Raw genomic sequence first — 11,813 nt, forward strand, 5'->3', positions numbered from 1 at the left:
GCGGTGGCGTGTGACACCATCGGCCCGGTGAGGCAGGGGAGACAGGGAGCGGACGGGACGGCCGGCGTACCCAGGGCGGCAGCCGCGTCGGCGGACCGCGGATCCCCGGCCTACGGCTCCGATTTCCTGCAGCTCGACGCCGGTGACGCACCCGTCGGCGGCAAGGCGGACTGGCTGGCCCGGCGGCTGCGGCAGGCGATAGCCGACGGCCGGCTGACGGTGGGCAGCAGGCTGCCGCCGACCCGGGTGCTGGCCGCCGAACTGCGCGTGTCGCGCGGGGTGGTCACCGAGGCGTACCGGCGGCTGGCCGAGGACGGCCATGTCGAGGGGCGCCGGCGCGGTGGGACGGTGGTGGTAGCGGCACCTCCTGTGCAGCCGTCGGCGCCCCGCGGGACCAGGCCGAGCCGGGGCCAGGCGGCCGGCACCGCCGACCGTGCGGAGCCGGCCACGCTGTTCGCCGGCGAACCCGATGCCGACGTCTTCGACGCGCTGCGCGCCGCCCCTGCGCGCATCGACTTCACCCCCGGCCAGCCCGACCTCACCGCGTTCCCCCGCGCGGCCTGGCTGCGCGCCGAACGGGCCGTGCTCGCCGAGCTGTCCGCCGAGAACCTCGGCTACGGCGATCCCCGCGGAGCCCCACGACTGCGCCGCGCCGTCGCGACCTGGCTGGCTACCAGCCGCGGCATCCGGGTGGAACCGGACGAGGTGCTGGTCGTCGCCGGCACCGCGCAGGCCCTCACGCTGCTGCACCCCGTGCTGAGGGCGGACGGCATCGACAGCGTCGCGGTCGAGGACCCCGGCTCCCTCGGCACCCGTCAGCACCTGCGGAACGGGGACCTGGCCACCCCACCGGTACCGGTCGACGACGGTGGCGTGCGCGTCGACGCACTGCGCGCCACCGGGGCACCCGCGGTGCTGCTCACGCCCGCTCACCAGTTCCCCACCGGCGTGGTGACCAGTGGCGAGCGCCGCCGCGAGCTGATGCTGTGGGCGAAGGACGGCGGGCTGATCCTGGAGGACGACTACGACGCGGAGCACCGCTACGACCGGCCGCCGGTGGCCGCGCTGCGCGCGTTGCTGGCCGACCAGGTGTGCTACATGGGCAGCGTGTCCAAGCTGCTCGCGCCCGCGCTGCGGATCGGCTGGGTGATACCGCCGCCCCGCCACCTCGACGCGCTGACCGACGCGAAACGCTTCACCGACCTGGGCAATGCCGTGCTGCCGCAGCTGGTGCTCGCCCGGCTGATGGAGTCCGGCGACTTGGAACGGCACCTGCACCTGCTGCGCGGCCGTCACCGGCGGCGCCGCGACGCCATGATCGACGCCATCGCCGAGCACCTGCCGGGCGCGGTCGTGCACGGCGCGGCGGCCGGCCTGCACCTGACCGTCACGTATGCGACGGAGGTGCCGGACACCGAGCTCGCCGCCGCCGCGCTCACCCGGGGCGTGAAGTGCCAGCCGCTGTCGTGGCACCGGCAGCTGCCCGGCCGCCCCGGCCTCGTCCTCGGCTACGCGGCCACGCCGCCGGGGGCCATCGCCGAAGGGGTGGCGGCGCTCGGCGAGGCGCTGCGCGAGCCGGCCTGACGCCGGCACCCGAGCCTCACTCCAGCATCCCCCGCAACGCGTCCCGCAGCGCCACTCTCTCCCCCTCGGAGAGCCCGGCCAACGGCTCGCGGGCGAACCGCAGCGACTCCCGCAGACTCCGGGCCACCCGCCGCCCCTCGGGCGTCGCCGCCGCCACCTTCACCCTCCGGTCGGTGGGATCCGGCTGCCGCTCCACCAGCCCCCGCGCCTCCAGCCGGTCCACGATCCCCGTGACGTTCGACGGCTCGCACTTCAACCGCTGGGCAAGCCTCCGCATCGGCAGCGGCTCGAGACACAGCAGGCTCAGCAACCGCGCCTGCGCCCCGGTCAGCGCGTGGTCCGCCGCCGCCGCCTCGTAGTCCTCGTGGAACCGCGCCACGACCTCCCCGATGAGCTCGACGACCTCGAGCGTCAGCGGATCGGGGCGGTGGCTGTTCCGGGAGGCGGGTGTGGTGGAGGCCATGGAATCGAGGGTACCCGGTTATTTGACAACCTGAAATTTTCAGGAGCATGGTTGTTTCAGGTACTGAAGCATTTGCTTACGAGCCGAACCCATCGAGTCAGTGGAAAGGCGCCATCATGACCGACACCCCCGCCCTCCCCGCCGTCAGCCGCGAGTGGCACCTGGTCAGCCGCCCCGTCGGCTGGCCGAAGCCCGAGGACTTCGCCTTCGTCGAGGCGGAGGTCCCGCAGCCGGGTGAGGGACAGGTCCTCGTGCGGAACAAGTACCTCTCCGTGGACCCGTACATGCGCGGCCGGATGAGCGACGCGAAGTCCTACGTCGCCCCGTTCGAGCTCGGCAAGGTCATGCAGGGCGGTGCCGTCGGCGAGGTCGTGGCCTCCAATGCCGAGGGGCTGGCCGTGGGCGACCACGTACTGCACTTCCTCGGCTGGCGCGAGTACGCCGCCGTGGCCGCGAAGAACGCCGTCAAGGTGGACCCGGACGCCGCGCCGCTGTCGACGTACCTCGGCGTGCTGGGCATGACCGGCCTCACCGCCTACGCGGGGCTGCTGCGCACCGCCGCCTTCAAGGAGGGCGACACCGTCTTCGTGTCCGGTGCCGCCGGCGCCGTGGGCGGCCAGGTCGGGCAGCTCGCCAAGCTGAAGGGCGCCTCGCGGGTCATCGGGTCCGCCGGGTCGGCCGAGAAGGTGAAGCTGCTCGTCGACGAGTACGGCTTCGACGCCGCCTTCAACTACAAGGACGGCCCCGTGAGCGAGCAGCTGCGGGCCGCGGCTCCCGACGGGATCGACGTCTACTTCGACAACGTCGGGGGTGATCACCTGGAGGCCGCCATCGGCTCCCTGAACGAGGGCGGGCGGATCGCCGTCTGCGGGATGATCTCCGTGTACAACAACACCGAACCCGCCCCGGGCCCGCGGAACCTCGCCCGCCTGATCCAGACCCGCGGCCGCATCGAGGGCTTCCTGGTCGGGGACCACTACGACCTCCAGCCGGAGTTCGTGCGCGAGGTCGCCCCCTGGGTCGCCTCCGGCGAGCTCAAGTACCGGGAGACCGTCGTCGAGGGCATCGAGAACAACCTCGAGGCGTTCCTGGGCGTACTGCGCGGCGACAACACCGGGAAGATGATCGTCAAGCTCTGACGCCTTCTGCCGCTTTCCGGCATGCAGTAAGTTTTTTCCGAATCCGCTCGGCCCGGGCGCGAGCCGCGGCGGACGACCGAAGGAACACAACCGCATGCCCATCCAGCAGTCCGACGTCCTGTACACCGCCGTCGCCACCGCCGAGAACGGGCGCGACGGGCGGGTCGCCACCGATGACGGCACGCTCGACGTCGTCGTCAACCCGCCGAAGGAGATGGGCGGCAGCGGCGCCGGGACCAATCCGGAGCAGCTGTTCGCCGCCGGCTACAGCGCCTGCTTCCAGGGCGCCCTCGGCGTCGTCGCACGCCAGGAGAGGGCCGACCTCACGGGGTCGACCGTCACCGCGAAGGTCGGCCTCGGCAGGAACGGGGACGGGTTCGGGATCATCGTGGAGATCTCCGCCGACATTCCCAAGGTGGACCGGGGCACCGCGCGGTCACTCGTCGAGAAGGCCCATGACGTGTGCCCCTACTCGAAGGCGACGCGCGGGAACATCACCGTGACGCTGATCTGACGACAGTCGTTGCGTACGCGGAGGCCGCACCCTTGGACGTGGGGTGCGGCCTCCGCCCGTGCCCGGGCCTCAGAGGGAGAGCGCCGCCGTGTGGATCGCCTTCGCCAGGCGGTCGTTCTCCGGGGCCGCGCCGCCCGGGAAGGCGAAACGGCGGCGCGTGTAGCCGTACGCCAGGCCGCTCCACGGGTCCGCGAAGGCCTGTGAGCCGCCCGCGCCGCTGTGCCCGATCGTCCCGGCGCCGAGGAACGGGTGCGCCACGTCGGCCGTCATCTGGAAGCCGAGGCCGAACGCCCTGTGGGCACGTGACACCAGGTCGTAGCCGACCGAGTGGATCTGGCCGAACTCCGCCACCGTGTCCGGCTTCAGCAACGGTGCCTGCTCGCCCACCTCGCTGATCGCCGCCGCGTACATCCCGGCCAGACCCCGCGCCGACGCCACCCCGCCCACCGAGGCCGGGCCCTTGGCGCGCACCAGCGGCATGTTGGGCAGCGAGGCGAGGTCGGTCGGTTCCGCGGCGTTGCGGTTGAAGGCGATGGAGGCGAGCGTGTGCGGACCCGTGGGCGTGGCGTCGAGGAGGGCCTGCTGCTCCGGGGTCGGGGCCATCGGCTGGATGGTGCGGAAGCGCGGCTCGTGGGGCGCGGGCAGGCCCAGGTGGAAGTCCAGGGCGTACGGGGTGCGGATCCGCTCCTGGTACACCTCCTGGAGCGTGCGGCCCGTGGCGCGGCGCACCACCTCGCCGGCCAGGGCGCCGCTGACCATCGCGTGAGAGCCGAACGCCGTGCCGGGGCGCCAGAACGGCCGCTGGTCGGCGAGGCGTTCGGCGAGCTGGCGGTCGTCGGCCAGCTCCGCGAGGGTGAAGCCGGTGTCCGTGCCGACCACACCCGCCCGGTGCGCGAGCAGGTCGCGCAGGGTCAGGGCGCCCTTGCCCTCGGCGGAGAACTCCGGCCAGTAGTACGTCACTTTGCGGTCCAGTTCGAGCGTGCCGTCCTGGACGAGGAGCGCGACGACCAGGTAGGCGGCGCCCTTGGTGGACGAGAACACACCGTAGAGGGCGTCCGCGTCGGTCCCCGCCCACAGGTCGACGACCCTGCGCCCGTGGACGTAGGCGCACAGCTGGCCCTCGTAGTCCGGGCGCTCCCCGGCCACGAACGCGGCGAACTCCTCGCGCACCCCCTCGAAGCCGTCGGCCACCGTGCCGTGGATCTCCTGCGTCATCCGCTCTCCTCAGCTGGACCGCTGTGTGCCACTGTGAACAATGCCCTCGCCACCTGCGGGAATTGCCCCTTGGGGTGGTCCCGGAAGAGTGGTTCGGTGCCGAACAGCACCGTCCGGCCGCCGCTGACCACCGAGGCCTGTCCCGCTGCCGCCGCGGGACCGCCGCTGCCGTCCCGCAGCGGGCGCCAGTGTCCGGAGACGAGCGGATTCCCGGTCGCGTACGACTGCTCCACCCGTACGCCGGGGCCGAGGTCGCTGAACCACAGCGGGGCGTAGACGAAGGCGTGCGCCGGTGCGCCGTGCGTGACGCGGCCCGTGTTCCGTGTCCGTACGACACCGTTCGCGTCCGTGTTGCCCGCGACCGGCTTCACGGCCAGCCGGTCCGCCGCCGCGTTCAGGGCCGCTCCCGTCGCGCCCCGGCCGACCAGGCCGTGCTCGTCGAGGAAGGCGTCGAGGGCCCTGCGGGCGGGGGCGGTCAGGGCGGCGTGGTCCAGGCCGGCGGACACGAACAGCACGTCCGTGCCGGACCAGTCGAAGCCCGCGTTCAGGACGGCTGTCGAGACCGGCGTGACGTCGAAGTTCATCTCCCGCAGGGCGAACAGCTCACCGGGTGTGACGGCGGCGGCGACCCGGAGGCGGCGCAGGGGCGTGCCGCCGGTGAGCCGTGTGGCCGCGAAGGAGACGTCGTGCGTACGGGCGGCCGCGACCGCCGCGCGGCGGGCCGACGCCGGGACGATCGCGCTGCCGTCCGGGCTCCGGCGTACCGGAACGCCCTGCTGGAGGAGGGAGTTGAGGGCCGCGACCTCGCGCGGGTCGGTCAGGCGCAGGCGGAGGTCGCCGTGGGCGGGCACCCGGGCGACCGGTGCGGCGCCGGTGACCGGGCGCAGGGGCGCGCCCCGCAGGCTGCCCGACGGCACCCGCTCGACCGTGGCGCCCCACAGATGGCCCAGGCTCCACCCCGAGATGTCGTACATCACCGACACCTTGCCGCTGATGTCCCGCCCGTCGGCCAGCAGCGCGTTCGCCATGCCGCGCTTGGGCTGGTGCAGGTCGACGACGTACGAGCCCTCGGGGTACGTCCGTCCGGCGAGCCGGAACGGGCGGGTGGCCCGGGTGACGCGGACGTCGTTGGCGAGGAGGTGGTCGACGAGGCGGGCCGCCGCCGGGGCCGAGCGCTGGGTGCGGGAGTCGCCGGGCGGGATGACGTAGGCGCGCGGGAAGGTGGTCGTGTAGACGTCCTCCGGGCCGATGCCGGGGACGCCGGGGACCGTCTCCGGGGACACCGGCACCTGCGGGTTGCCGGCCGCGCCGCGGCGGAAGACCTCGATCTGGTCGGCGACGAGCGAGGCGCGGTGCTCCTGGACGTGGTTCAGGGTCGCCCGGATCGCCGCGCCCGCCACGGCCGTGTTGACCGCCGAGCGGCGGCGCAGCTCCGGGACGGGCAGTTCGTCGTACTCCTCGTTGTTCACCGCGAGCGGGATCTCCACCGTGTGCGCGGCGACCGTGCCGTGGAAGGCCGCGTACTGCGGGGTGAAGACCGGCGGCCAGTCGTCCCAGCCCTCCTCCTGGTCGCGGAACGGGATCTGGGCCGGTTCGACGCCGTCCTTCGCGGGCGTGTAACCGAGGGCGTTGACGGCGGACTCCATGCCGACGGCGTTGGCGTAGCTGTTCTTCAGGAAGAGGTCGTACTCGTAGTTCTCACCGTGCGGGGGTGTGGTGGGCTCGATGAGGGTGCCGTTGACGTAGCCGTGCAGGTCGAGCAGGACGGCCGGCTGCTTGTCCAGCTCGATCTGGCGCATCGCGCGGGTCTCGGGCTGCGAGGCGGTGACGAAGTCCCGGTTGAGGTCGAAGCCGTTGGCGTTGGCGCGGGTGCCGGCGACACGGCCGTCCGGGTTGGCCGTGATGTTGAAGTAAAGGCGGCTGTGCGCGAGGAGGTCCCGGGTCCTGGCGTCCTTCGCCGTCGCGAGCTGCTCGACGATCTTCAAGGAGGCGTCCGTGCCCTCCCACTCGTTGCCGTGGATGTTGCTGTTGACGAAGACCGGCGTCTTGTAACCGTGCTTGATCTCCGGGGACTTGGCGGCCGTCGCGGGCGCGTTCTCGATCAGCTCGCGCATGCGCTCCTGGGCGCGGGCCTGTTGGGCGGTCTCCGGGGCGGTGACGGTGACGAGGTAGAGGCGGTGGCCGCCGGCCGAGCGGCCGGTCACCTCCACGCTGACCCGGTCTCCGAGACGTTGCAGGGCGTTCAGCTTCGGGGCGATCGCGTGGTACGGGGTGAGGCCCAGCTTCAGGGACTTGTCGCCGGGGTTCTCCGGGTCGGGTGAGAGGACCTGGTGGCGGGGGTAGCCGCGGGTGGCCGTGCCGGTGGAGGTCTCTTCGGGAGCGGCCAGGGCCCGCCGGGCCGCGCTCGCGGGAGCCTGCGCCGCCCGGTCGTCCACGGCGGCGCCCTCGCGGGTGACGGGCTTCGGGTCCGCGCCGGCCGCGTCGGGTCCGAGCAGGAGCGAACCCGCCGTGGCGAGGGTGAGGCTGACGATCAGTACAGGTCTCGCAGGAACGGTTCTCGTGGTGCGCACGCGTACCTCCTGAGGGGCTTCCTGAGATCGGTACGGCGAGGTGTACCGGTTCGACTCAACGGCAACAAGGCCGCCTTGGTGTCACCGGTGACCCGTACGGCCCTGTCGGTCAGCGGCTTGGCCTGCCCCGATAGGGTTTTCCCATGAGCGATCTCGGGGTGGGTTTCCGGTACCTGCTGAAAGGCCAGCGGTGGGTGGCCCGGCACGGCAAGCAGTACGGCTTCGGGCTGCTCCCGGGCCTGATCACCCTCGTCCTGTACGCGGCGGCGCTCGTCGCGCTGGCGCTGTGGGGCGAGGACGCCGTCGCCTGGGCCACCCCGTTCGCCGACGACTGGTCGAGCCCGTGGCTCGGGCTCTTTCGCGGCTTGTTGACCGCCGTGCTGTTCGCCCTCGCCCTGCTCCTCTCCGTCGTGACGTTCACCGCGGTGACCCTGCTGATCGGGCAGCCCTTCTACGAGAACCTCTCCGAGAAGGTCGACCGGGACGTGGCCCCCGACGGTCACGCCCCCGAGTCGGGCCTGCCGCTCTGGCGGGAGTTGTGGATCTCCGCCCGGGACAGCCTGCGGATCGTCGTCCGGGCCGCCCTGTGGGGCGTGCTGCTGTTCGCGTGCGGTTTCATCCCCGTCGTCGGACAGACGGCCGTACCGGTGATCGGGTTCTTCGTCACCGGGTTCTTCCTCACCGAGGAACTGACCGCCGTCGCCCTCCAGCGCCGCGGCGTCGAACTGCGCACCCGCCTCGGCCTGCTGCGCTCCCGCAAGACCCTCGTCTGGGGCTTCGGCACGCCGCTGGCCGTGGCCTTCCTGGTCCCGTTCGTCGCGGTGTTCCTGATGCCGGGCGCGGTCGCCGGTGCCACCCTCATGGCGCGGGACCTGCTGGGTGAGGAGAACCGGGAGGACGGCGCGGAGGGCGACGGGGCCGTCACGACTCCTCCGCAGCCACCTTCAGGATCGTCCTCACCTGCGTGATGATGTCCAGCCGGTTCCGCACGAATTCCGGGTCGGTGACCTCCGTGGTGTTTTCGGCGTCGAACTGGAGCACGGGCGTGTGCACATGGCCGCCCGGCAGGACGTCGTGCAGCCCCAGCCGGTCCCGAAGCAGCGTCGCCCGGTAGGCGATCTCGTTGGAGAGGTAGTCACCGCCGCCGCCCGCGCGGGCGGTCGAGCCGGGCGTCGGCCCGTCCGGGCGGACGACGCTCTGCGTGCCGCCCGCCGGGATCTCCGTGACGCTCGTGTTGTCGTACACCGGGAAACGGCCAGTGTCCGCGGCGGTGATCGCCCGGTACGGCAGCGTGGTCGTCGTCCACTGCGGCTGCGAGGCCGGGTCGGTGACGGGGACGGTCTCCGTGCGGCCGATGTTGTCGTTGTCCGCGAAACCGCCCCGCCAGGCCCCGTTGGTCCGCTCCACGTCGAACCGCCCGACCCGGCCCTGGCTCACGGTCGTGAACAGGTCGACCTTCGGCAGATACGGCCGCAGTGTCCGCTCCACCGTGCCCTGCGTGAAGTCCCGCCAGCGCACCGGGAACACGGCCGTCTCGATCCGGGCCGGGCCGTCCGCCGTCTCGATCACGGTGCCGTCGAGGGCGAGCGCGGTGGCGCCGGACGGGTTGGAGATACGGATGTCCCGGTCCAGGGTGAACGGGTCGAACCCGGTGACCAGGATCCGCTTCAGGCCCTTGCCGTGCGGGTAGCCGATGGCCGTCTGGCCGCGCGAGGTGCGCTCCAGTTCGTCCAGCAGCGCGGCCCGCTGCCCGTCCGTCAGGCCGAACTCCGGCTCCCAGGTGCGCACTTCACGCGTCAGGGCGAGCCGCGCCCAGTACAGCGGCCGGTCGTCGTCCCGGCTCAGGCCCGCCCGTCGCCCGCCACCACCCTTCCAAGGAAGCGCTTCGCGCCCTTCATATTCCGCCGGACCCCGCCCCTGCGCCCGGTCGACGGCCCGCCGCCACAGCTGCGTTCCCTCGCGTACGACGGCCCGGCGGGCCTGCGCGTAGGAACGGGCCCCGTCCAGGACCCGGGCGAACCTCGGGGCGACGGTGTCGAATCCGGAGCGCCGCAGGATCTCCTGCGGGACGGCCCGGTCGAGCCGCCGCTCCTCGACGGTGGGGGAGGGGGCCGCCTCGGCGGCGCTCGCGGCCGTCGGGGTGCTGAAGCCGCTCAGCAGGGCCAGACCGAGGACACCTATCCGGATACGCAGGGGAATCAAGGGAGTTCGGGCCTTCCGTCGCAGTGGGGGTGCGCTGAGTGGTGCCGGACGGCCGCAGTATCGCGTGACGGGAATGGTCCACGCCATGGGTGGGGCGCGCGTGCGGATCAGGAAGGGACGGCCGCCGCGGCTTCCCGCACCGCCCCCAGGAAGGCCACGGCCGCCGGGGTCAGGGACCGCCCCCGCACGGTCGCCGCGTACACCGCCCGGGCCGGGGCGCCCTCGTCGAGCACCCGCAGCAGCCGGATGTCCGGGCGGACGGCCTCGGCGGCGAGCGCCGGCACGAGCGTCACACCGAGCCCGGCGGCGACGTAGCCCTGCTTGGCGGTCCACTCGCCGACGACGTGGGCGACACGCGGGCGAAAGCCCTGGCGCAGGGCCGCGTCCAGGAGGGTGCCCTCGGGCCGGGCGCTGCCGCAGATCCAGTCGGCGTCGGCGAACCGGCCGAGCGGCACCGGGCCCTCATGACCGGCGAGCTGATGCCCGGCGGGGACGGCGACGTACAGCGGCTCGTCGAGGAGGTGGTGCAGTGCGTACGCCTCCAGCGGGGCGCGGCCGGTCGTCGACACGATCGCCAGGTCCAGGTGACCGGCCGTCAGCCGGTCCAGCAGAGCGGGGGTGAAGCCCTCCTCGCGTGTCACGCGGACCCGCGGGTGGCGGGCGCGGAAGCGGGCCAGGGCGTGCGGCACCAGGGCCGCGTCTGCGGTGGCGAAGGCACCGAACCGGAGCCGTCCGCCGGCCGCCTCGCGCAGGGCTTCGACGTCGCGCCGGGCATCGAGCAGCGCGGCGGCGACCGTCTCGGCGTACGGCACCAGGAGCCGGCCCGCCTCCGTCAGCCGCACTCCGCGCGGCAGCCGGTCGAAGAGCGGGCCGCCGCCCAACGCGGACTCCAGCGAGGCGACTTGGCGGGACACCGCCGACTGCGTCCAGCCGAGCGTCCGCGCGGCCCCGGTGAACGAGCCGTGCCGGGCGACCTCCAGGAAGGCCCGCAGCCAGACGGTGGAGAGATCGGGTATCTCGTCATGCGTGTACGGCATGGCGGCCATGCTAGACATTCGCTTGTCGCATCAACGGCACCCGCCTAGCGTCGACGGCATGCAGATCACGCTGGACAACCCCGCCTCCGCACCCCAGCCCCTCAGCCCGTACTACTCGCAGGTTGCCCGCGTCGAACACGCCGACGGCAGCGTCCTGTTGTTCGTCTCCGGCCAGATCGCGGAGGGCGACGCCCTCGCCGAGCAGACCCGGGGCGTCTTCGAGACCCTCGCCGCCCTGCTGGAGGCACACGGCGCCACCCTGGCCGACGTGATCAGCATCCGCACGTACCTGACCGACATCTCGAAGCTGGACGAATACGGCACCGTGCGACGGCAGTTCCTCACCGGGACCCCGCCGACCAGCATGACCTTCGAGGTGTCCCGGCTCTTCCGGCCGGAGGCCCTCGTCGAGGTGGAGGCCGTGGCGGCCGTCCCGGCCGTCCGCTAGGTCAGTCCTCGTTCTCGCCCAGCAGTGTCAGGAAGTCCCGGAACGCGGACGCCATGTCGACCGACTCAGGGTCCAGCAGCCACTGGTACTGCAGCCCGTCCAGGATCGCCACGAGGAGCGGTGCCGCCCGCTCGGGGGTGAGGCCGCTCGGCAGCCGGTCGCCGTACTCGGCGCGCAGTACCTCGGCCGTGCCGGCGCGCACCCCGACATAGCGCTCCGTGAAGTACGCCCTGGCCGGATGCCCCTCCGTGACGCTCTCGCCGAGCAGCGCCGAGAAGGTCTGGATGATGGCCGGTCGCATGGCGTTGTACTCGACCAGCGACGCCAGCAGGTCCAGGCGCAGTCGGCCGGCCGGCAGCGCGTCCCAGCGGTCCCGCTCCTGCAGCACCGCCACCAGCAGCGCCTCCTTCGTCGGGAAGTGGTGCAGCAACCCCTGCTGGGTGAGCCCGACCCGCTCGGCGACCGCGGCCAGGCTCGCCCCGCGGTAACCGCGCTCGGCGATCACCTCCAGGGCGGCCCGCACGATCTCAGCGCGCCGTTCCTCGCTTCTCGACCTGGCCCTCATGGCGTCACCGTACGACATGTCGAACCAGTCATTATCACTAGGAGGTAACGAAACCTACCGCATGACAGGTAACCCG

At 72.8% G+C, this 11,813-nt stretch carries 11 protein-coding genes; 5 read left to right on the top strand and 6 right to left on the bottom strand.

Annotated elements, in window-relative coordinates:
- Positions 1-27: 27 nt before the first annotated feature.
- The gene (locus ACIBL4_RS12970) at positions 28-1,584 is read left to right on the top strand and encodes a PLP-dependent aminotransferase family protein (protein ID WP_399409215.1); all 1,557 of its coding nucleotides are present in this window, start codon (positions 28-30) and stop codon (positions 1,582-1,584) included.
- Between the two features lie 16 nt (positions 1,585-1,600).
- Here ACIBL4_RS12970 and ACIBL4_RS12975 read toward each other — a convergent pair whose 3' ends face one another.
- Complete coding sequence (locus ACIBL4_RS12975; RefSeq protein WP_399409217.1) at positions 1,601-2,047, bottom strand: MarR family winged helix-turn-helix transcriptional regulator; 447 nt, start codon at positions 2,045-2,047, stop codon at positions 1,601-1,603.
- A gap of 116 nt (positions 2,048-2,163) precedes the next feature.
- On the opposite strand from ACIBL4_RS12975, the gene ACIBL4_RS12980 reads away from it, so the two are divergent.
- Together ACIBL4_RS12980 and ACIBL4_RS12985 are read left to right on the top strand one after the other, a co-directional pair.
- Positions 2,164-3,186, top strand: coding sequence for an NADP-dependent oxidoreductase (locus ACIBL4_RS12980; protein WP_399409219.1), 1,023 nt, complete (start codon positions 2,164-2,166; stop codon positions 3,184-3,186).
- 94 nt (positions 3,187-3,280) lie between these two features.
- Positions 3,281-3,700, top strand: coding sequence for an organic hydroperoxide resistance protein (locus ACIBL4_RS12985; RefSeq protein WP_399409221.1), 420 nt, complete (start codon positions 3,281-3,283; stop codon positions 3,698-3,700).
- A gap of 69 nt (positions 3,701-3,769) precedes the next feature.
- Here ACIBL4_RS12985 and ACIBL4_RS12990 read toward each other — a convergent pair whose 3' ends face one another.
- Positions 3,770-4,915: a serine hydrolase domain-containing protein gene (locus tag ACIBL4_RS12990; RefSeq protein ID WP_399409222.1), complete on the bottom strand. Its 1,146-nt coding sequence runs from the start codon at positions 4,913-4,915 to the stop codon at positions 3,770-3,772.
- Positions 4,912-7,485, bottom strand: a complete 2,574-nt coding sequence (locus tag ACIBL4_RS12995) for a M14 family zinc carboxypeptidase (RefSeq protein WP_399409224.1) — start codon at positions 7,483-7,485, stop codon at positions 4,912-4,914. Before ACIBL4_RS12995 ends, ACIBL4_RS12990 begins: the two co-directional genes overlap by 4 nt.
- A 143-nt stretch (positions 7,486-7,628) precedes the next feature.
- Here ACIBL4_RS12995 and ACIBL4_RS13000 point away from each other — a divergent pair, with 143 nt between their 5' ends.
- Positions 7,629-8,453, top strand: a complete 825-nt coding sequence (locus ACIBL4_RS13000; RefSeq protein ID WP_399409226.1) for an EI24 domain-containing protein — start codon at positions 7,629-7,631, stop codon at positions 8,451-8,453.
- On the opposite strand, the gene ACIBL4_RS13005 is transcribed toward ACIBL4_RS13000, so the two are convergent.
- Together ACIBL4_RS13005 and ACIBL4_RS13010 are read right to left on the bottom strand one after the other, a co-directional pair.
- Positions 8,407-9,687, bottom strand: a complete 1,281-nt coding sequence (locus ACIBL4_RS13005) for a pyroglutamyl peptidase (RefSeq protein WP_399409228.1) — start codon at positions 9,685-9,687, stop codon at positions 8,407-8,409. The genes ACIBL4_RS13000 and ACIBL4_RS13005 overlap by 47 nt on opposite strands.
- A 107-nt stretch (positions 9,688-9,794) precedes the next feature.
- A complete protein-coding gene (locus ACIBL4_RS13010; protein ID WP_399409230.1) occupies positions 9,795-10,733 on the bottom strand; it encodes a LysR family transcriptional regulator in 939 nt (312 codons plus the stop codon).
- A 49-nt stretch (positions 10,734-10,782) separates the two neighbouring features.
- Between ACIBL4_RS13010 and ACIBL4_RS13015 the strand changes: the two genes are divergently transcribed.
- On the top strand, positions 10,783-11,172 hold the full coding sequence (locus ACIBL4_RS13015) for a RidA family protein (protein ID WP_399409232.1): 390 nt from the start codon (positions 10,783-10,785) through the stop codon (positions 11,170-11,172).
- A gap of 1 nt (position 11,173) precedes the next feature.
- Here ACIBL4_RS13015 and ACIBL4_RS13020 read toward each other — a convergent pair whose 3' ends face one another.
- Positions 11,174-11,755 (bottom strand): TetR/AcrR family transcriptional regulator, encoded by a 582-nt coding sequence (locus tag ACIBL4_RS13020; protein WP_399409234.1) that lies wholly within the window; start codon positions 11,753-11,755, stop codon positions 11,174-11,176.
- Positions 11,756-11,813: the final 58 nt, after the last annotated feature.

Source organism: Streptomyces sp. NPDC050416 (genome assembly GCF_044458845.1).
GTDB lineage: Bacteria > Actinomycetota > Actinomycetes > Streptomycetales > Streptomycetaceae > Streptomyces.